Source organism: Streptomyces sp. NPDC057854 (assembly GCF_042797055.1).
GTDB lineage: Bacteria > Actinomycetota > Actinomycetes > Streptomycetales > Streptomycetaceae > Streptomyces.
Genome location: NZ_JBHVMF010000002.1, coordinates 23,439 through 43,864, shown reverse-complemented (window position 1 = coordinate 43,864; position 20,426 = coordinate 23,439). Strand labels below are relative to the sequence as shown.

The 20,426-nt window shown below is 71.8% G+C and carries 16 protein-coding genes; 8 read left to right on the top strand and 8 right to left on the bottom strand.

The features are described 5' to 3' along the window. Positions 1 to 6: 6 nt before the first annotated feature. Entirely contained in the window at positions 7 to 1,527 is a 1,521-nt protein-coding gene (locus tag ACFVQZ_RS04415) for an oligopeptide:H+ symporter (protein ID WP_030496747.1), read from the bottom strand. A 429-nt stretch (positions 1,528 to 1,956) separates the two neighbouring features. On the opposite strand from ACFVQZ_RS04415, the gene ACFVQZ_RS04410 reads away from it, so the two are divergent. Then, positions 1,957 to 2,634 carry a response regulator transcription factor gene (locus tag ACFVQZ_RS04410; RefSeq protein ID WP_051788141.1) on the top strand — a complete coding sequence of 226 codons (678 nt, stop codon included), beginning with the start codon at positions 1,957 to 1,959 and terminating at the stop codon, positions 2,632 to 2,634. A gap of 178 nt (positions 2,635 to 2,812) precedes the next feature. Next, positions 2,813 to 4,084 (top strand): HAMP domain-containing sensor histidine kinase, encoded by a 1,272-nt coding sequence (locus ACFVQZ_RS04405; RefSeq protein WP_030496749.1) that lies wholly within the window; start codon positions 2,813 to 2,815, stop codon positions 4,082 to 4,084. A 49-nt stretch (positions 4,085 to 4,133) separates the two neighbouring features. Here ACFVQZ_RS04405 and ACFVQZ_RS04400 read toward each other — a convergent pair whose 3' ends face one another. Beyond that, positions 4,134 to 4,661 carry a GtrA family protein gene (locus ACFVQZ_RS04400; protein WP_383619584.1) on the bottom strand — a complete coding sequence of 176 codons (528 nt, stop codon included), beginning with the start codon at positions 4,659 to 4,661 and terminating at the stop codon, positions 4,134 to 4,136. A 182-nt stretch (positions 4,662 to 4,843) separates the two neighbouring features. Here ACFVQZ_RS04400 and ACFVQZ_RS04395 point away from each other — a divergent pair, with 182 nt between their 5' ends. The 4 genes from ACFVQZ_RS04395 to ACFVQZ_RS04380 all read left to right on the top strand — a co-directional run bounded on the left by ACFVQZ_RS04395 (position 4,844) and on the right by ACFVQZ_RS04380 (position 8,757). Then, a complete protein-coding gene (locus tag ACFVQZ_RS04395) occupies positions 4,844 to 5,983 on the top strand; it encodes a 5-(carboxyamino)imidazole ribonucleotide synthase (protein ID WP_081959439.1) in 1,140 nt (379 codons plus the stop codon). Positions 5,984 to 6,014: 31 nt separating this feature from the next. After that, a complete protein-coding gene (gene purE / locus ACFVQZ_RS04390; protein ID WP_051788143.1) occupies positions 6,015 to 6,512 on the top strand; it encodes a 5-(carboxyamino)imidazole ribonucleotide mutase in 498 nt (165 codons plus the stop codon). Beyond that, on the top strand, positions 6,509 to 7,705 hold the full coding sequence (locus ACFVQZ_RS04385) for a dipeptidase (protein ID WP_030496753.1): 1,197 nt from the start codon (positions 6,509 to 6,511) through the stop codon (positions 7,703 to 7,705). Before purE ends, ACFVQZ_RS04385 begins: the two co-directional genes overlap by 4 nt. Before the next feature lie 131 nt (positions 7,706 to 7,836). Then, positions 7,837 to 8,757 (top strand): membrane dipeptidase, encoded by a 921-nt coding sequence (locus ACFVQZ_RS04380; RefSeq protein ID WP_030496754.1) that lies wholly within the window; start codon positions 7,837 to 7,839, stop codon positions 8,755 to 8,757. 59 nt (positions 8,758 to 8,816) lie between these two features. Here the strand turns inward: ACFVQZ_RS04380 and ACFVQZ_RS04375 are convergent, their stop codons facing one another. Next, positions 8,817 to 10,148, bottom strand: a complete 1,332-nt coding sequence (locus tag ACFVQZ_RS04375) for a UDP-glucose/GDP-mannose dehydrogenase family protein (RefSeq protein ID WP_030496755.1) — start codon at positions 10,146 to 10,148, stop codon at positions 8,817 to 8,819. A 126-nt stretch (positions 10,149 to 10,274) separates the two neighbouring features. On the opposite strand from ACFVQZ_RS04375, the gene ACFVQZ_RS04370 reads away from it, so the two are divergent. Beyond that, the gene (locus tag ACFVQZ_RS04370) at positions 10,275 to 11,426 is read left to right on the top strand and encodes an acyl-CoA dehydrogenase (RefSeq protein WP_383619581.1); all 1,152 of its coding nucleotides are present in this window, start codon (positions 10,275 to 10,277) and stop codon (positions 11,424 to 11,426) included. 36 nt (positions 11,427 to 11,462) lie between these two features. On the opposite strand, the gene ACFVQZ_RS04365 is transcribed toward ACFVQZ_RS04370, so the two are convergent. Beyond that, the gene (locus ACFVQZ_RS04365; protein ID WP_107645554.1) at positions 11,463 to 12,710 is read right to left on the bottom strand and encodes an LCP family protein; all 1,248 of its coding nucleotides are present in this window, start codon (positions 12,708 to 12,710) and stop codon (positions 11,463 to 11,465) included. 119 nt (positions 12,711 to 12,829) lie between these two features. Here ACFVQZ_RS04365 and ACFVQZ_RS04360 point away from each other — a divergent pair, with 119 nt between their 5' ends. Then, on the top strand, positions 12,830 to 13,363 hold the full coding sequence (locus ACFVQZ_RS04360) for an acyl-CoA thioesterase (protein ID WP_030497935.1): 534 nt from the start codon (positions 12,830 to 12,832) through the stop codon (positions 13,361 to 13,363). A 46-nt stretch (positions 13,364 to 13,409) separates the two neighbouring features. On the opposite strand, the gene ACFVQZ_RS04355 is transcribed toward ACFVQZ_RS04360, so the two are convergent. From ACFVQZ_RS04355 to ACFVQZ_RS04340, 4 genes are all read right to left on the bottom strand, one after another. Then, entirely contained in the window at positions 13,410 to 14,792 is a 1,383-nt protein-coding gene (locus ACFVQZ_RS04355; protein ID WP_030497936.1) for an LCP family protein, read from the bottom strand. Between the two features lie 317 nt (positions 14,793 to 15,109). Beyond that, entirely contained in the window at positions 15,110 to 16,882 is a 1,773-nt protein-coding gene (locus tag ACFVQZ_RS04350) for an LCP family protein (RefSeq protein WP_383619578.1), read from the bottom strand. Between the two features lie 49 nt (positions 16,883 to 16,931). Continuing rightward, positions 16,932 to 18,710, bottom strand: a complete 1,779-nt coding sequence (locus tag ACFVQZ_RS04345; protein ID WP_383619576.1) for an LCP family protein — start codon at positions 18,708 to 18,710, stop codon at positions 16,932 to 16,934. A gap of 247 nt (positions 18,711 to 18,957) precedes the next feature. Then, positions 18,958 to 20,235 carry an LCP family protein gene (locus ACFVQZ_RS04340; RefSeq protein WP_383619574.1) on the bottom strand — a complete coding sequence of 426 codons (1,278 nt, stop codon included), beginning with the start codon at positions 20,233 to 20,235 and terminating at the stop codon, positions 18,958 to 18,960. Between the last annotated feature and the right edge of the window lie 191 nt (positions 20,236 to 20,426).

Sequence of the window (20,426 nt, the reverse complement as noted above, 5' to 3'; positions counted from 1 at the left end):
GGGCCGCTACTGGGCGGCGTCCATCAGCGCGTTGACCTTCTTGCGGTACATGAAGATCGCGAAGCCCGCGAGCACGGCGGCGACGGCCTCGAAGAGGACCACGCCGACGCCGTCCATCTGCACGCCGGCCAGGCCGAGCAGACCCGTGACGCAGTCACCGGCGGTGACGGCGAGGAACCAGACGCCCATCATCTGGGAGGCGTACTTCTGCGGCGCCATCTTGGTCGTGACCGACAGGCCGACCGGGGACAGGCACAGCTCGGCGACGGTGTGCATCAGGAAGATGAGCACCAGCCACCACATGGTGACCTTGGTGTCCGTGCCGGCCGTCTGGCTCAGCGGGACGGCGAAGACGAAGAACGAGGCACCGACGATTACCAGGCCGATCGAGAACTTCACGATCGTGCTGGGCTCACGGCGGCGGCGCGCCAGCGCCAGCCACAGCCAGGCGAAGAACGGCGCCAGGATCACCACGAAGAGCGGGTTCAGCGACTGGAAGAGCACGTTCGGCATCTCCCAGCCCAGCAGGCTGCGCTCGGAGTTCTCGCTGCCGAACAGCGACAGCGTGGAACCGCCCTGGTCGTAGATCATCCAGAAGACGGCGGCGGCCACGAAGAACCAGATGTAGGCGTTCATCTTGGTCTGCTCGCCGGCGGTGAGCTCCTTGTCGCGCTTGATGCGCGCCAGGACGGCGACCGGGATGACCAGACCGGCGATCGTGATCGGGTACAGCGCCCACTTGATGGTGAACATGTCCATCGCGACCACGACGCCGTAGAAGACGGCGGTGACGACGACGGCGACGGCGGCCTTGGTGAGGATGCCGTTGCGCTCGGCGGGGGTCAGCGGGTTCGGGACCTCGCTGCTCTTCGGGTTCAGCGTGCGGCCGAAGAGCAGGAAGAAGACCAGGCCGAGACCCATGCCGACGGCGGCGAGGAAGAAGCCCAGGTGCCAGTTGACCGTCTCGCCGACGATGCCGATGGCGATCGGGGCGAGGAAGGCGCCGAGGTTGATGCCGATGTAGAAGATCGTGAAGCCGCTGTCCCGGCGCGAGTCGTCCAGGCCCTGGTACAGGTGGCCGACCATCGTCGAGATGTTGGCCTTCAGCAGACCGGAGCCGACCGCGACCAGCAGCAGACCGATGAAGAACGCGATCTGACCGGGCAGGGCGAGCGACACGTGACCCAGCATGATCACGGTGCCGGCGATGGCGACCGTCTTGCGGGCGCCCCAGACGCGGTCGCCGAACCAGCCGCCGGGCAGGGCCATGAGGTAGACCATGGCCACGTAGACGGAGTAGATCGCCGTGGCCGTCGCGGCCTTGTAGCCGAGTCCGCCGCCCTGGCTGCCGACCGCGGCGTCCGTGCCGCCGGAGACCAGGTACAGGACGAGAAGCGCACGCATGCCGTAGTAGGAGAACCGCTCCCACATCTCGGTCATGAACAGCGTGGCCAGGCCAACGGGGTGGCCGAGGAAGGTCTTCTCGTGAGCAGCGCTCGGCGAGTCCTTCGTCAGGCTGGAAGCCATGGTCGATCCTTGCTAGCTCGGGACGCGCCGCTTCGTGAGCGGGACGCGCCCGGTGGGGGGTGGCCGGCACCGGCCGGGACGATCGTGCCCCGCCCGGGATCCACGCCCCGCCGCGCGTCGTCGCGCCGCGGGACCCGGCCCACAGGTCGTTCACCGTCTCAAGGCTGGCAAGACCAACCCTGCGCAGAAAAGAGGACCTTGGCTGACGAAGCAGGCCGAAGGTCCCCGATTACCGCTATGACGTCTCGCCACCATACGACACGACACTGCCGGATATGGAAGGACTTGAGAGATGGATCACAGGTGACCATGGAACCAACGGGGGTCATTCCAAGGTGTAGACAAGGTTACGTGCCCTGCTTCGGAGGTGCCGGAGGGTGCCTCGCGGTCCCGCCCCGGCCGTGCACCCGTCCGGACTACCATCACTGCATGACCCGTGTACTGCTCGCCGAGGACGACGCATCCATCTCGGAGCCGCTGGCCCGCGCCCTGCGGAGAGAGGGGTACGAGGTCGAGGTCCGCGAGGACGGGCCCAGCGCGCTCGACACCGGCCTCCAGGGCGGCGTCGACCTCGTCGTGCTCGACCTGGGCCTGCCCGGCATGGACGGCCTGGAGGTCGCCCGCCGGCTGCGCGCCGACGGCCACACGGTCCCGATCCTGGTCCTCACCGCCCGCGCGGACGAGGTCGACACGGTCGTCGGGCTCGACGCGGGCGCCGACGACTACGTGACCAAGCCGTTCCGCCTCGCCGAGCTGCTCGCCCGGGTCCGGGCCCTGCTCCGGCGCGGCGCCACCGAGCCGGCCCCCGCGCCCGCCACCCACGGCGTCCGCATCGACGTCGAGTCGCACCGGGCGTGGATGGGCGACGAGGAGCTGCAGCTCACGGCGAAGGAGTTCGACCTGCTGCGCGTCCTGGTCCGCGACGCGGGGCGGGTCGTCACCCGGGACCAGCTGATGCGGGAGGTCTGGGACACCACGTGGTGGTCCTCCACCAAGACGCTCGACATGCACATCTCGTGGCTGCGCAAGAAGCTCGGTGACGACGCGGCGAATCCGCGGTACATCGCGACGGTCCGCGGCGTCGGCTTCCGCTTCGAGAAGAGCTGACCTCCCCGCCGTACGGTCCGCGCAGTTCCCCGCCAGGCGCCTCCCGGCGGGGGCGGTGTGTCGCGTCGCGTCTGCGGGCCGTGGTGGGTCGCCCGCGCAGTTCCCCGCGCCCCTTCGGGGCGGTTGGCGGTGGGGGCCTAGGCTCGGGGTGTTCCGTATTCCCGGCCCGGGAGGGCGCGTGCGTCGTCGTCTCATCACCAGCACCCTCGCCGTCGTGCTGGTCGTCATCTCCGTGTTCGGCGTCTCGCTCGTGCTCGTCGAGACGCGGACCATCACCAGCAGCGCCCAGGAGAGCGTCGACGCCGAGGCGCTGCGGATCGTGTCGATCGTCGACAGCCGGCTGATCGGCGGCGAGCCGGTCAACCCCGACATCCTCGCGGAGCAGAGCGGCGCCAAGCGGTACGCGCTGATCACCATCCCCGGCCGGCCGCCCATCGAGATCGGCGCCCGCCCCACCGGCAGCGTCATCCGCGGCTACGCGGAGGGCGAGCGCGGCGAGACGGTGATCGTCGAGGAGTCCCGCTCCGCCGTCACCTCCGAGGTCGGCAGCACCGCGCTGATCATCGTCGCCGTCGCCGGCCTCGCCGTCATCGCCGCCGTCCTCCTCGCCGTACGCCAGGCGAACCGGCTCGCCTCCCCGCTCACCGACCTCGCCGAGACCGCCGAACGGCTCGGCTCCGGCGACCCGCGCCCCCGGCACAAGCGTTACGGGGTCCCCGAGCTGGACCGCGTCGCGGACGTGCTGGACGCCTCCGCCGAGCGGATCGCCCGGATGCTCACCGCCGAGCGCCGGCTCGCCGCCGACGCGTCCCACCAGCTCCGCACCCCTCTCACCGCGCTCTCCATGCGCCTGGAGGAGGTCGCCCTCGCCGACGACCTGGACACGGTCAAGGAGGAGGCGACGATCGCGCTCACCCAGGTCGAGCGCCTCACCGACGTCGTCGAACGGCTGCTCACCAACTCCCGGGACCCCCGCTCCGGCTCCGCCGTCGCCTTCGACATCGACGAGGTCGTCAAGCAGCAGATCGAGGAGTGGCGCCCCGCCTACCGCAGCGCCGGCCGCGCGATCGTCCGCTCCGGCAAGCAGGGCATGCGGGCCATCGGCACCCCCGGCGCCGTCGCCCAGGTCCTCGCCGCGCTCATCGAGAACTCGCTCATGCACGGCGGCGGCACCGTCGCCCTCCGCACCCGCGTCATCGGCAACCAGTCGGTGATCGAGGTCACCGACGAGGGACCGGGCGTCCCCGCCGACCTCGGCGCGCGGATCTTCGAGCGGGCCGTCAGCGGACGCAGCTCCACCGGCATCGGGCTCGCGGTCGCCCGGGACCTCGCCGAGGCCGACGGCGGACGCCTGGAGCTGCTCCAGCTGCAGCCGCCGGTCTTCGCGCTCTTCCTCAGCCGGGAGGCCCGCAGCGTCGCCCGGGAGGACGCGGAGCGCCCCGTACGGTGACGGGGCGCGGCGGGACGGGAGCGGGCGCCGTCACAGGCGCCGTCAGGCGTCAGACGTGGTCGGGCTGGCGGCGGCGGGCCTGCCGCGGCGCCACCGGCTCGGCCTGCTCCAGGAAGGACTCGGCCGTCTGCACGGCCTCCTTCGCGGGCAGCGCCCGGAACACCCAGGTGCGGTACGACCAGAAGCGGAACAGGGTCGCCACGCCGATGCCGGAGAACTTGAAGAAGTTGCTGGCCAGCGGCGAGTTCCAGCCGAGGCCGTAGGTCGCCGCGTAGAGGATCCCGTTCTCGATGACCAGCCCGACGAGGCTGAACAGCAGGAAGAGGGTCATCTCCTTGGTGCGGCCCGACTTGTCGCGGTCGCGGTACGTGAAGTAGCGGAACCCCACGTAGTTGAAGGCGATGGCCACCACGGTGGCGATCAGGCTGGCCCGCACCACCGGGAGCTCCGTGAGGTGCCGGACGAGGTTGAAGACGGCCAGGTTCACCAGGACGCCGAGGCCGCCGACGACTCCGAACTTGGCGACCTCGCGGCCGAGCAGGGCGAGTCGCATGCGCAGCGCGCCGGGTTCGCTCATGGGGGTCGGTCCGTCCGTCGGGTGACGTCCGGGTGACGTCAACCCACTCATGCTAACCAGCCTCTCCCGTCACCCGCCCGGGTAGCCGGGAAACCTGTGGAAAACCTGGACCTACCCCGTCACGCCTTGTGTCAATCCACAGCCGGAAACGTGTTCACGGATGGTGCGGATACCCTAAGAGGGTGACGTTCCCGGTAGTAGGCATGGTCGGCGGCGGGCAGCTCGCCCGCATGACCCACGAGGCGGGCATCCCCCTCGGCATCAAGTTCAAGCTCCTCAGTGACACCCCGCAGGACTCTGCGGCGCAGGTGGCCGGCGAGGTCGTCATCGGCGACTACCGCGACCTGGACACGCTCCGCGCGTTCGCGCGCGGCTGCGACGTGATCACCTTCGATCACGAGCACGTCCCCACCGAGCACCTGCGCGCCCTGGAGGCCGACGGCATCCCCGTCCGCCCCGGGCCCGACGCGCTCGTGCACGCGCAGGACAAGGGCGTGATGCGGGCGCGGCTCGACGCGATCGGCGCGCCCAGCCCCCGGCACCGCATCGTGGCCGACCCGGCCGACGCGGTCGCGTTCGCGGAGGAGGTCGGCGGCTTCCCGATCATCCTCAAGACCGTGCGCGGCGGCTACGACGGCAAGGGCGTCTGGTTCGTCCGCACCGCCGAGGACGCCCGCGACCCGTTCCTCGCCGGCGTGCCCGTGCTCGCCGAGGAGAAGGTCGACTTCGTCCGCGAGCTGGCGGCGAACATCGTCCGCTCCCCGCACGGCCAGGCCGTCGCCTACCCGGTGGTCGAGTCCCGCCAGGTCGACGGCGTCTGCGACACCGTGATCGCGCCCGCCCCCGACCTGGACGACGAGCTGGCCGGACAGGCCCAGGAACTCGCCCTGCGGATCGCCCAGGAGCTCGGCGTCGTCGGCCACCTGGCCGTCGAGCTGTTCCAGACCACCGACGGGCGGATCCTCGTCAACGAGCTGGCGATGCGCCCGCACAACTCCGGCCACTGGACCATGGACGGCGCGATCACCAGCCAGTTCGCCAACCACGTCCGGGCCGTCCTCGACCTGCCGCTCGGCGACCCGCGCCCGCGCGCCCGCTGGACCGTGATGTGCAACGTCCTCGGCGGCGACTTCCCGGACATGTACCAGGGCTATCTGCACTGCATGGCCCGGGACCCGCAGCTCAAGATCCACATGTACGGCAAGGACGTGAAGCCCGGCCGCAAGGTCGGCCACGTCAACACCTACGGCGACGACCTGGACGAGACGCTGGAGCGCGCCCGCCACGCCGCCGACTACCTGCGAGGGACGATCGTTGAGTAACCAGGCGAGCAACCCGCTCATCGGCATCGTGATGGGCTCCGACTCCGACTGGCCCGTCATGGAGGCCGCCGCCCAGGCGCTCGACGAGTTCGAGATCCCGTACGAGGTCGACGTGGTCTCCGCCCACCGGATGCCGCGCGAGATGATCGCGTACGGCGAGGAGGCGGCCGGCCGCGGCCTGAAGGCGATCATCGCGGGCGCCGGCGGCGCCGCCCACCTGCCGGGCATGCTCGCCTCCGTCACTCCGCTCCCGGTGATCGGCGTCCCGGTGCCGCTGAAGTACCTGGACGGCATGGACTCGCTGATGTCGATCGTGCAGATGCCGGCCGGCATCCCGGTCGCCACCGTCTCCGTCGCCGGCGCGCGGAACGCGGGCCTGCTCGCCGTCCGCATGCTCGCCGCCGCCGACCCGGCCCTCCAGGAGCGGATGACCGCGTTCCTCCAGGACCTCAACGACCAGGCCACCGAGAAGGGCAAGCGGCTGCGCGCCAAGGTCGCCGGCACCGAGTCCTTCGGGTTCGCCCGGTGAGCGCGGCCGACCGGCTCGCCGAGGCCCGGGACCTCCTCGCGGAGGCCCCCGTGGTCGACGGGCACAACGACCTCCCGTGGGCGCTGCGCGCCCAGTGCGGATACGACCTCGACGCGCTCGACCTCGCCGGCGACCGGTCGGCCACCCTCCACACCGACCTCGCCCGGCTCCGCGCCGGCGGGGTCGGTGCCCAGTTCTGGTCCGTGTACGTCCCCGGCTCCTTCGCCGGCGACCACGCGGTCAGCGCCACCCTGGAGCAGATCGACGCCGTCGACCGGCTGGTCGAGCGGTACGCGGCCGACCTGGCGCCCGCCCGGACCGCCGCCGACGTCGCCAAGGCCCGCGCCGAGGGCCGGATCGCGTCCCTCAAGGGCGCCGAGGGCGGTCACTCGATCGACAACTCCCTCGCGACCCTGCGCGCCTTCCACACCCTCGGCGTGCGGTACATGACCCTCACGCACAACGAGAACAACGACTGGGCGGACTCGGCCACCGACGAGCCCCGGCACGGCGGCCTCACCGCCTTCGGCCGCGCCGTCGTCCGCGAGATGAACCGCTGCGGCATGCTCGTCGACCTCTCGCACGTGGCCGCCACCACCATGCGGGACGCCCTGGACGAGACCGCCGCGCCGGTCGTCTTCTCGCACTCCTCCGCCCGCGCGGTCTGCGACCACCCGAGGAACGTCCCGGACGACGTCCTGGAACGGCTGCCCGCCAACGGCGGCGTGGCGATGGCGACCTTCGTGCCGAAGTTCATCCTCCCCGGCGCCGCCGAGTGGACCGCCCGCGCCGGCGCGAACCTCCGCGCGCACGGCCTGCACCCCCTCGACACCACCCCGCGGGCGAAGGAGCTGCACGCCGCCTTCGAGGCGGAGCACCCGCGCCCGGTCGCCACCGCCGCCACGGTCGCCGACCACCTCGACCACATGCGCGAGGCCGCCGGCATCGACCACATCGGCATCGGCGGCGACTACGACGGCACCGCCTTCACCCCGGCCGGCCTGGACGACGTCGCCGGCTACCCCCACCTGATCGCGGAGCTGCTGGACCGCGGCTGGTCCCGCGCCGACCTCACCAAGCTGACCTGGTCGAACGCGCTCCGCGTGCTGTCCGACGCGGAGGCCGTCGCCCGCGACCTGTCGGCCCGCGTCCCGGCCTCGCACGCCACGATCGAGCAGCTCGACGGCGCCTGACCGGCCTCACCCGAACGGCGCAGCCCGGCGGGCCCCGGCGGGGTCCCGGTGGCACGGTGGCCGTACTGCCCCGCCCCCTTCGGCGGGGTAGTACTGCATCACCGAGTTTCGGAGTAGTGAGAGATCGCGCCATGGCAGATCTAGACGACCATCCCCCCTTCTCTGCCGCCTCCGGCGCCGTCGGCGCGCTGGAACCCACGGAGTCGCCGACCCCGCCGGACGAGACGGACCGGGCCCGGGCGCTCCTCGCCGCCCAGCCCGTCCTCGAAGGCCACACCACCCTGCCCGCGCTCCTCGACCCCGAGGACCTGCCGCCCGCCCGGGCCCCGGAGGCCGGCGCCCAGTTCTGGTCGCTGCACGGGGACCCCGACGACGGCGCCCTCGGCACGCTGCGGCGCCTCGACACCATCCGCGCGCTGGTCGCCGCCTGCCCCGAGGACCTGCGGCTGGCCCACACCACCTCCGAGATGATCCACGCCCGCAACTGCGGCCGGGTCGCGGCCCTCCTCGGACCGGTGGACTGGACGGCCCTCGGCGGCTCCGCCGCCACCCTGCGGGCGTACCACGCCCTCGGCGTGCGGGCGGTGAACCTCACCCGGTTCGACCGCTTCGCCCGCGAGGCGATCCGCGAGATGAACCGCATCGGGCTCGCCGTCGACCTGAGCGGCGCCGACGCGGACACCGTCCGCAAGGTCCTCGCGGTGACCCGGGCCCCGGCCCTGCTCACCCGGGCCGCGCCGGACGTCCTCCCGGACGACGTGCTGCGGCTGCTCGGCGAGAACGGCGCGGTGTGCATGGTGGCCGTCGGCGAGGACCCGGCCGCCGCCGCCGACCTGCTCGACCGGGTCCGCGAGGGCGCCGGGCCGGAGTCGACGGGCCTGTCCCGGCTGACCTCCCCGGAGGGCGGCTACGTGCCGCTCTTCGCGGAGCTGCTGCGGCGCGGATGGCCGGCCGGCGAGCTGGTGGGCCTGGCCCACGGCAACGCCACCCGGGCCCTGCGGGCGATCGAGTTCCTGTCCCGTACGAACCGGATCAGGCCCGTCGCCGCCTGACCCGCCCGGACACGGCGGAGGGGCGCACCGGATCCGTCCGGTGCGCCCCTCCGCGTCGGTCACGCGCGCGGGCGGCCCATCGCCCGGTACGTCCAGCCGGCCGCGCGCCACCGCTCGCCGTCCAGCGCGTTGCGCCCGTCGAGGACGACCGGCGAGGCGACGGCGGCGGCCAGCTCGGCCGGGTCGAGCTCGCGGAACTCGCGCCATTCGGTCAGGTGCAGGACCACGTCGGCGCCCCGGACGGCCTCCAGGGCCGAGCCGGCGTAGCCGAGGGTCGGGAAGACCTTGCGGGCGTTGTCCATGCCCTTGGGGTCGTAGACGGTCACCTGGCCGCCCTGGAGGTGTATCTGGCCGGCCACGTTGAGCGCGGGGGAGTCGCGGACGTCGTCCGAGTCCGGCTTGAAGGTGGCGCCGAGGACGGCGACCCGGCGGCCCAGGAAGGAGGTGCCGCCCAGCGCCTCGCGGGCCATCTCCACCATCTGGCCGCGCCGCCGCATGTTGATGGAGTCGATCTCGCGGAGGAAGGTGAGCGCCTGGTCGGCGCCGAGCTCGCCGGCGCGGGCCATGAAGGCCCGGATGTCCTTGGGCAGGCAGCCGCCGCCGAAGCCGATGCCGGCCCGCAGGAACTTGCTGCCGATCCGGTCGTCGTGGCCGATGGCCTCGGCGAGCTTGGCGACGTCGCCGCCGGCGGCCTCGCAGACCTCGGCCATCGCGTTGATGAAGGAGATCTTGGTGGCGAGGAAGGAGTTCGCGGCGGTCTTCACCAGTTCGGCGGTCGGGAAGTCGGTGACGACGAACGGCGAGCCCTCGGCGACCGGGGCGGCGTACACCTCGCGGAGCAGCTTCTCGGCCCGCCCGCCGTCGCCGGGGACGCCGACGACGATCCGGTCCGGGTGCAGGGTGTCCTGGACGGCGAAGCCCTCGCGCAGGAACTCGGGGTTCCAGGCCAGCTCCACGCCGTCCGGCAGCACCCCGGCCAGCCGTTCGGCCGAGCCGACCGGCACGGTCGACTTGCCGACGACCAGCGAGCCCTCGCGGACGACGCCGGCGAGGGAGGCGAAGGCGGCGTCGACGTAGCTCATGTCGCAGCCGTACTCGCCGTGCCGCTGGGGGGTGTTCACGCAGACGAAGTGGACGTCGCCGAAGGCGCCCAGCTCCTCCCAGGAGGTGGTGAAGCGCAGCCGTCCGGTGGAGCCCTCGATCCCAGCGACGTGCCGGGCGAGCAGGTCCTCCAGGCCGGGCTCGTACATGGGGACGCGGCCGGAGGCCAGCAGCTCGATCTTCTCCGGGACGACGTCGAGGCCGAGGACCTCGAAGCCCATCTCCGCCATGGCCGCGGCGTGGGTGGCGCCGAGGTAGCCGGTGCCGATCACGGTGATCTTCAGGGCCATGCGGGACTCCAGGAGCGTCGGGCGGACGTGCCTGCCCGAGCATAGTCGGGCACTGACAAGGAGCCCGCTCACGGCCTACCCTTTGGGTTACTTAACGGTAGTTAGCAAGCCAGGGAGCTCGAGAGCATGGGCAAGGACTTCGACCTGTACCGGACCTCCGAGGAGCACGAGATGCTCCGGGAGTCGGTGCGTGCGCTGGCGGACGCGAAGATCGCTCCGTTCGCGGCGGCGGTGGACGAGGAGGGGCGGTTCCCGCAGGAGGCCCTGGACGCGCTGGTCGCCAACGACCTGCACGCGGTGCATGTCCCGGAGACCTACGGCGGCGCGGGCGCGGACGCGCTGGCGACGGTGATCGTGATCGAGGAGGTGGCCCGCGCCTGCGGTTCGTCCTCGCTGATCCCGGCGGTGAACAAGCTGGGCTCGCTGCCGGTGATCCTGTCCGGCTCGGAGGAGCTGAAGCACAAGTACCTCGCGCCGCTCGCCAAGGGTGACGCGATGTTCTCGTACTGCCTGTCGGAGCCGGACGCGGGCTCGGACGCGGCGGGCATGAAGACCCGCGCGGTCCGTGACGGCGACTTCTGGGTGCTCAACGGTGTGAAGCGGTGGATCACCAACGCCGGCGTGTCGGAGTACTACACGGTGATGGCGGTCACCGATCCGGAGAAGCGCTCGAAGGGCATCTCCGCGTTCGTGGTGGAGAAGGGCGACGAGGGCGTGTCGTTCGGCGCGCCGGAGAAGAAGCTCGGCATCAAGGGCTCCCCGACCCGCGAGGTCTACTTCGACAACGTCCGCATCCCCGCCGACCGCATGATCGGCGCCGAGGGCACCGGCTTCGCCACCGCGATGAAGACCCTCGACCACACCCGCATCACCATCGCCGCCCAGGCCCTCGGCATCGCCCAGGGCGCCCTCGACTACGCCAAGGGCTACGTCAAGGAGCGCAAGCAGTTCGGCAAGCCGATCGCCGACTTCCAGGGCGTGCAGTTCATGCTCGCCGACATGGCGATGAAGCTGGAGGCCGCCCGCCAGCTCACCTACGCCGCCGCCGCCAAGTCCGAGCGGGTCGACGGCGACCTGACCTTCTTCGGCGCCGCCGCCAAGTGCTTCGCCTCCGATGTCGCCATGGAGGTCACCACCGACGCCGTCCAGCTCCTCGGCGGCTACGGCTACACCCGCGACTACCCCGTCGAGCGCATGATGCGCGACGCCAAGATCACCCAGATCTACGAGGGCACCAACCAGGTCCAGCGCATCGTCATGGCCCGCAACCTCCCGTAGGGGCGGTCACGGGCCGTCACGGCCGGCGCGGGAAGGTCACCGGTTCGACTCGACGGTGACCTTCTCGTCGTTCTGGATCTGCTGCACGAGCTGCTTCACCTTCGGCATGTCCCACTTCAGCGAGCCCTGCGGCGCGCTGCCCGCGATCGGCATGTTCATCGACTTGCCGTCGCCGCCGCTGATGCCCTTCATCGCGAAGAACATCTGGCCGAGGTCCCACAGGGACATGTCCTTGTCGACGATCAGCGTGTCCAGGCCGGCACCCAGCGTCGGGTACAGCTCGAACGGGTTGAGGATCGTGCCCGGCGTCGCCGCCTGGTTGGCCAGCGCGGACAGGAACTTCTGCTGGTTCTTGGTCCGCGCCAGGTCCGACTCGGCGAAGGCGTACCGGGTGCGGACGAAGGCCAGCGCCTGCTCGCCGTTGAGGGTCTGCTCGCCGGCCTGGAAGTCGGCGCCCGACTTCTTGTCCTTGAAGCCCTTCTCGATGTTCATCTCGACGCCGCCGAGGGCGTCCACGATGTTCGCGAAGCCGGCGAAGCCGATCTCCGCGTAGTGGTCGATCCGCAGCCCGGTGTTGAACTCGACCGTGCGGACCAGCAGCTCCGGGCCGTCCATCGCGTAGGCCGCGTTCAGCTTGGAGCCGCCGCGCGCCGGGAACTGCTTGCCGGACTCGGAGCCGACGAAGCTCGGGATCGTCACCCACGAGTCACGGGGCAGCGAGATCATCGTGTTCCCGCTGGAGCAGGCCGCGAGGATCATCATCGAGTCGGTCCGCTTGCCCTCCGCGGAGCCCGTGTGCAGCTTCTTCTTGTCCTCGGCCGTCATGCCCTCGCGGCTGTCCGAGCCGACGATCAGGTACGTCGTGCAGTCGCCCTCGGCCGGCCGCTCGATGACCTTGGCGAGGTCCACCTCGTTGCGCATCTGCGAACTGGCCCAGGCGTAGGTGCCCACGCCCCACGCGAGGACGCCGACCACCAGCACGATCGAACCGATCTTGATCCGCTTGCGCCAGTCCGGCGCCGGACCGGCCGGACGCGCGCCCGGACCGCCGGGGCCGGCGGGTCCCCCCGGACCGCCGTGCCCGGAGCCCTGCGGCGAGCCGTAGACCTGACCGGTGCTGTACCCGGAGTCGTACCCCGTGGCCTGCGCCTGAGTGAAGTTCGGGTTGTACGCCTGCCCCTGGTCGTATCCCTGCTGGTACTGCGGGGACTGCTGTCCCTGCGGTCGTCTCTGCACGTGCCGCATGGGGCGGGCGCCCTCGGGCTGCTCGGGCCACTCATTCATGCGGACCAGTGTGCCGGGCCCCGCGATCCGGGCGACAGGCCGGGTGGAAAATAGCACCGGTGCTGTTGCGAAGCTGATGCAAAGCGGACCACGCCGATACCCGGCATAAGGTGGAGGTCATGACAGAACAGGGTCAGATCCCGGGCAAGCCCACCTCGGCCTCCCGCACCACCCTCAGCCACATCATGACCAGCCACGACACCAACCTCCTCGGCACGGTGCACGGCGGCGTCATCATGAAGCTGGTGGACGACGCGGCGGGCGCCGTCGCGGGCCGCCACTCCGGCGGCCCGGCCGTCACCGCCTCCATGGACGAGATGGCCTTCCTGGAGCCGGTCCGCGTCGGCGACCTCCTCCATGTGAAGGCCCAGGTCAACTGGACCGGCCGGTCCTCCATGGAGGTCGGCGTCCGCGTCATGGCCGAGCGCTGGAACGACACCACCCCGGCGACCCAGGTCGGCTCCGCCTACCTCGTCTTCGCCGCCGTCGACGGCGACGGCCGGCCGCGCACCGTCCCCCCGGTCATCCCCGAGACCGAGCAGGACAAGCGCCGCTACCAAGAGGCGCAGATCCGCCGCACCCACCGCCTGGCCCGCCGCCAGGCCATCATGGAGCTCCGCGAGCGCCGCGCCGCCGAGGGCTACGAGGACTGACCCGGGCCGCGGCGGGCCGTCACCCGCCGCACCCGGTCCCCGGCGCCTACGGGCACACCACCTGGTCCCCGGTGACCGCCTCGAACGGTCCCCGCGCCGGCGCCTTCTCCGCCCGCACCGCCGTCACGCCCCTGTAGTCCCGCCCGAGCGTCACCCGCAGCGTCCCGCCCCGCTCCGGCACGGCCTTCAGCTCCGCCCCCGGCAGCGCCGCCGCCAGCGACTTCGCCGACCGGTCCCACCGCGGGTCGTACTCCACCACCGTCCGCGCCCGCTCGCCCCCGGGCGCCGTCGCCGGCGTCCGCGTCGTGTCGAAACCGGCCTTCCGCAGCGCCTCGTCCGCCTTCCGCCCGAGCCCGTCGGTCCGCGTCCCGTTGTAGACCTGCACCCGGATCTTCTCCGGCGCGACCTCCACCGCCACGGCCTTCGGCTTCCGCGCCGCCGCGCCCGTCTCCGCCGGCGCCGCCAGCGGCCGGTCCTCCCGCACCGCCGCGAACAGCTTCTGCGCCTTCTCCGCGTCCCACTTCACCGTCGACCCGATGCCCTTCACCGGGAAGTCCATGTCGTCGACCGGCACCGACACGAACTCCGACGACGCCGGCGTGAACCCCCGCATCGCCTTCGCGAGCGCCAGCAGCTGGTCCGTACCGAAGTCCTCGTCGGCCCGCACCGACCCCAGCAGCGTCGTCGACACCTCCCGGAACCGCACCGGATTGAACAGCACCCCGCCGCTCGTCAGCCGGTCCACCAGCGCCGCCAGGAACTTCTGCTGCCGCTGCATCCGCCCGATGTCCGCGGCCCCGTCGATGTGCCGGGAGCGCACGTACTGGAGCGCCTGCCCGCCGTCCAGCTCGTGCGTGCCGGCCGCCAGCTCAAGCCCCGTGTACGCGTCCTTCACCGGCTTCGTCGTGCAGATCTGCACCCCGCCGACCGCGTCCACCGTCCGCATGAAGCTGGTGAAGTCGACCTCCAGATAGTGGTCGATCTTGACCCGGGTCATCGCCTCCACCGTCCGCACGGTCAGCGCGGGCCCGCCCTCGGCGTAGGCGGCGTTCAGCTTCACCGGGTGCGCCCGGTGCTTCTCGCCGCTGTTCTGGTCGGTGTGCTCGGGCAGCTCGGCGTACGAGTCCCGGGGCAGCGACACGACGCTCGCGCGGTCCCGGTCCTCCGAGATGTGCACCAGCAGCACGGTGTCCGTGCAGTGGCAGGGCGCCCCGCCCAGCCGGTACTTCCGCTTCTCCTCGGGCGTGATCCGGTCGCGCCCGTCGGTGCCGACGACGAGCACGTTCATGCCGGTGCCCGCCTGCGGCCGGTTCTTCATGTCCTTGAACGGGTCCACCCGGGTGATGCCGGTGTCCAGGCCGGTCACCAGCGCGTGCCCGATCCCGCCGGCCGCCAGCACCACCACGGACAGCGCGGTCGCCATCCGCATCCCCCAGCGCGGGCGCCGCCGGGGCCGCCGCACCGGGGTGGGACCGCCGCGCCGGGGGACCGGCGGACGGCCCGCCGCGCCGGGCGTGCGGGGCGGACGGGGCGTGCGGGGCGGTGGGGGCACGGACGGACACCTCCGCGGCGGGGACAGGGGCCGTGAGCACCGTAGGCCCATACGATGAGCCGGTAGGGTCACCGCCCCCGGCGGCACGCACTTCTGTCCCCCGTTCGCGGTAACGCGGCCCGTCGGCGAGCACCGGGCCCCCCGCATCCGCGATCATGCCGGGCCCGTGCGCGGAAAACGGGGGAGCGGTCGGCTCAGCTCTTCCCGTCCCACCGGTAGACCGAGTAGACGTCCATGCAGGCGGCCTTGGAGTTGGCCTCCTCGGGCAGGTCGCCGGCCGTGTTCGTCGGCCGCTTGTACGTGTCGCCCTCCCGCCAGTCGGCGCCCACGACGACGGTGATGCCCTCGGTCGAGGCGTCCGCGTGGACGGTGGAGAGCGGCAGCCCGAGGGCCTTCGCGACGGACTCGGCGTCCGCCCGGCCCTGGTCGCCGCCGGCCTTCGGGTAGGCGACGACCGTGCCCTTGCTGGGCCTGCCCTCCTGCGCGGAGGCGGCCTGGGTGAAGCCCTTGCCCTGGAGGGCGGTGGTGATCTTCTTGGCGCGGCCCTCGACGGCCGGCTCGTCGTTGCCGTCGGTGCCGTTGACGACCGTGACGGCGAGCGAGGCCGGGTCGGCCGCGGTCTTCTTCGGCTTCGCGGAGGCGGACGCCGACGCCTTCGGCTTGGCCGGCGCCTTGGCGCCGTTCTTGTCGAGGGCGACGTCGTCCCGGAGCATGCTCCAGATCTTCTCCGCCGCCGTGGCCCGCGGCTGGAGCCACGCCTTCGGGTTCGCCGGGTAGGGGTCGGTCGGGATGGTGACCGTGGTCAGCCGGTCGACCTTCACGTTCTTCAGCTGCATGCCGAGGTCGAAGAGCTTGGCGACGGTGTCGAGGCCGTCGGAGACCTGGAGCGCCTTGGTGCCGGTCTCCGCGAGCCCCATCAGCCGGCCGGTGTCGGTCCACGCGTTCTGCTGCTGGAGCTTCTTCAGCATGCCGTTGAGGTACATGTGCTGGGCCTTGGCGCGGTTCTGGTCGCTGCCGAAGGCGTGCCGGGTGCGCAGCCACTGGAGGGCCTGCTCGCCCTTGACCTCGGTGGTGCCCTCGGGGAGCTTGAGCCCGGACCCGCCCTTGACCTGGGCGGTCGACCGGTCGTGGACACCGGTCTTCACGCAGACGGGGACGCCGCCGACCTCGTCGGCCATCGCGACGACGCCCGCGAAGTCGACCATCATCCAGTGGTCGATGTAGACGCCGGTCAGGGTCTCCCAGGTGGTGAGGGTGCAGCCGGGGCCGCCGCGGGTGAGCGTCTCGTTGATGGGCCGGTCGGTGGTGGCCGGGTAGTCGGTGCCGTCCTCGCCCTTGCAGGCGGGGATCTTCACGACGGTGTCGCGGGGTATGGAGATCAGCGAGGCGTTCTGCCGGTCGGCGGAGACGTGCAGCAGCATCTGCACGTCGGCCCGGGGCTTGTCCTCCCGCAGGTCCTTGCCGCCGCCCAGGGCGACGTTCGCGTCGGAGGCGCGGCTGTCGGAGCCGATCAGCAGGATGTTGAGCGGGGTGTCGCCGAGCGCGTTCGGCGCGGCCTTCCGCACGCCGCTGCTGCCGCCGGCCCGGTCGCCGCTGCGGATGTTGCCGTTGAGGTGCTCGTAGTACGCGTATCCGGCGCCGGCGGTCCCGAGGACCACGGCGGCCACGCCGATCGCCGTCCAGCGCAGCGCCTTCTTCTTGCCGGCCTTCTTGGCCTGCTTGCGGGCCGCCGCCCGGCCGCCCGCCGAGCTCCGGGACGGGCCGGCGTCGCCGGTGCCCGAGCCGCCGCGGCGGCGCGCGGCCCGGCCGCCGGGCGCGGGGACCGGGTCCGGCCCCCCGGCCGGCTCCGCCGTCCCGCCCGCCCCGGTCGCCTCTCCGGCGCCGTGCAGGTCGTCGTCCCAGCCACGGTCTCGGGCGTGCGGAACGCCGGATCGCGTCCCCTCCCGTCGCACGCTGTTCTGTCCCACCCCAGGTCCCCTCATCGTCAAGGGCGCGCCGGAACCCGCTGTTCCCGGGTCACTGGGCGCACACCTTCTTGTCTGCTTCCACCTGACCGACGTCCGGCGCCTTCGTCGGACCGGTCATGGGCACCCCCGCGCCCTTGAAGTCGGCGCCGAGGACGAGCGTCATGGGCTCGCGCTCCGCGGCGTCCGCGGTGCCCTGCTTGAGGGCGGTGGCCGGCAGACCCATCATCGCGGCGAGCGCGCGGGCCTGGTCGGCCTGGTTCGGTGCGTAGCTGAGGTTCGTCTTCGCCGCCTTCTCGGGGGCGTTGCTCCTGTTGGTCGAGCGAAGGACGCCCTGCTCGTTCTGGAGCCAGTTGATGGTCGCCTGGGCGGCGCCCTGGATGCCGCTGCCGTTGTAGACGTCGACGCGGACCTCGGCGGCGGGGGCCTTGGGGCCCTCCAGGAGCTTCGCCTGGGCCTTGGCCTTGGCCTTCTTGGCGTCGGCCTCCTTCTTCTTGACCTCGGTGAAGGAGACGTCGTTCTCGATCATGCTGAAGATCTGCGGGGCCTTCACCGGGTCGAGGACGACGGTGGCCCGCTTCGTCGGCGGCTCGTCGGGGTTGTCGATGACCGGCACGGTCAGGAAGGTGATGTTCTTCAGGTCCACCTTGGCGAGCTCCTTCGCCAGGGTGACGAGCTTCGCCGCGCTGCCGATGCCCTTGTCGACGGTGAGCGAATCGGTCGCCGCGTCGGCGACGTCGTACAGCTTCGTCGGGCTGCTGAGGGTGTCCTCCTTCAGCTGGCGCATCATCGAGGCGAGGAACTGCTGCTGCTGCTTGATGCGGTCGAGGTCGCTCTCGTTGCCGAGGCCGTGCCGGTTCCGCAGGAAGGCCAGCGCCTGCTCGCCCTGGACGCGGTGCTCGCCCGCGGGCAGGTTGAGCTTCGAGTACTTCTTGTCGTGGATCGGCTTGGCGAGGCAGACCTTCACGCCGCCGACCGCCGTGGACAGCGTCTTGACGGCGTTGAAGTCGACCATCATGAAGTGGTTGATCGGCAGCCCGGACATCTGGGTGATGGTCCGCATGGTGCAGCCGGGGTCGCGGCCGTCGACGCCGTAGGACTCGTTGAACTTGGTCTTGCCGACCGAGCCGGGGATGACCTTGGTGACCCCGTCCACCTTCGTCGGGCACTCCGGAATCTCGATCTTGAGGTCGCGCGGGATGCTCATCGCCGTCGCGTTGGTGCGGTCCTCGGCGATGTGGATGAGGAACGTCGTGTCGGCGTGGCCGGTGACGTTGCTCTTGTTGCCGTACGACTCGTTGCCCTCGCCGGTGCGGACGTCGTTGCCGATGATCAGGATGTTCAGCGGCCCGTCCATCGACTCGGTCTGCTGGGCCGCGTCGCCGACGTCGACGACGTCGAGGTTGCCGTCGAGCTTGTTGTAGATCGCGTACGCGCCGACCGCGCCGCCCACCAGGACGAAGGCCATCGTGCCGCCGGTCCACAGCAGGACCTTCTTCTTGCCGCTCGCCCCCTGCTTGCGCTTGCGGCGCCGCTGGGGCGGCACCCGTCCGCCGCCGGCCGTGCCCCGCTCGGTCTCCGGGGCGTCCGGCTCGGCCGGGCGGCGCCGCCGCTGGCCGGGAACGGGCGCCTCCGCCGGGGCGGTTGAACGCCCCCCGGAGCGGGTACCGGAACCGGTGACACCGGCACCGGGAGCGGACGGGGAACCACTGAGCGGCGGCTGCCCAGCGGAGTGGTCCAGTCGCAGTTCGTAGTTGCCGGTCTGCGGGTTGAGCACCCACTGGTCGGCGGGGTCGATCTCGTCCGCCCGTCCACGGCTGTGCGCGTCCACGGTTCCTGTCCTCCGTCGGTGCCACGCGGGGCGCCTCCCCCTGTGGGCGCCACTCGGTCGTTCGATCCTTGGCTGAGTGCGACCACGCGGTCCTGGTGCACCGGATCGCGTCACACTATCCGCCCAGTTCAGCGCGGGGCGACGTCAGTGACAAATTCCACCCCGCTTACAACCGGGCATTCCGCTCAAACCACAACTCCCCCTGACTCTCCCTTGGCTCCCGCTTTACCAACGCCCCCACCGGACGCTAGGAGCACACCCCCTCCGCCGCGTTCCGGCCCGGGAAGGTCGGCGTCGCGGTCGGCGCGGGCGACTCCGCGTCGTCCGGCTTCCCGTCGGAGGATGCGCCGGAGCCGTCGTCCGGTTCCGGTTTCGTCACCAGGACCGGCTTGTCCTCGCGGAGTTGCCGGAAGAGCTCGCTCGCGGCGGGCTGCACCAGTTCGTCCCGGTTCGCGTTGTACGTGTACGGGCGCCGCGGCACCGTCAGGAACTGCACCTTCTCCGTCGGCACCGACCGCATCGTCCGCGCCAGGTCGTACAGGTCCCGCAGCGAGTCCAGACCCGGGTCCGTGGTGACCGACTTCGTCGCCGCGTCGAGCACCGGGTACAGCTTCGTCGGGTTCAGCAGCACCCCGTCGCTCTGCACCTTGTTCACCAGCGCGCCCAGGAACATCTGCTGCCGGTCCATCCGTTCGGTGTCGCTGCCGTTGCCCAGCGACTTGCGGGCGCGGACGAAGCCCAGCGCCTGCTCGCCGTCCAGCGTCTGCCGGCCCGCCGGCAGCTTCAGCTTGGCGTCGCTGTCGTCCACCGGCTCCTTCAGGCAGACCTCGACGCCGTCCACCGCGTCCACCATCTTCTTGAAGCCCCGGAAGTCGATCACCATGTGGTGGTCGACCCGGATCCCGGTCAGCTTCTCGACGGTACGGATCGTGCACGCCGTCCCGCCCCACTCGAAGGCCCAGTTGAACTGCGCCAGCCGCTCCCGGGTCCGGCCGCCGCCGGTCCGGGCGCAGCTCGGGATCGTCACCATCAGGTCGCGGGGGATCGACACCGCCGTGGCGCTCGACTCGTCGGCCGCCAGGTGGAGCAGGATCACGGTGTCCGAGCGCTGGGTGCCCTTGTCCCGGCCGTACTCGCGGTTCCCCTCGCCGGAGCGGGTGTCCGAGCCGATGAGGAGGATGTTCCGGGCCTCCGTCGCGACGGAGGCGGGGCGCTCCTTCTCGTACCGGCGCAGCTCGTCGGCGGCGGTGGTGTCCGTGGTGATGTTGTCGTCGAGCTTCCGGTAGAACCACCAGCCGGCCCCGGCCCCGCCGAGCAGCACGAGCGACACGGCGAGGCAGCCCCACCGCAGCCAGTGCCGGCGCCGCCGGGCGGCCTCCCCGGGGTCCGCGGATTCCTCCGTCGTCCCGTCCGGCGTCCCGTCGGGCGCCGGTGCCGGCGTCTCCTCCGGCGGCACGGGCGACTCCGCCGGGTCCGGCGTCGGTTCCGGGTCCGGTTCGGCGGGCGTGCCAGCGCGGTCCGTCACGTCGTCAGTCCGTCCTTCGGGGCGTCTCGGGCGCGTCGGGCGCCCGGCGTTCGCACAAGGAAGACGACCGAACCCGACAGGGGGTTGTGCGGAGGAGACGACTCCCCCCGGGCCGATCATGTACCGGACTCGCCGCCCGGTCGCGGGTACGCGGCGCGTCGATCGGCCATACGGGTGCACAGGGGGGCACA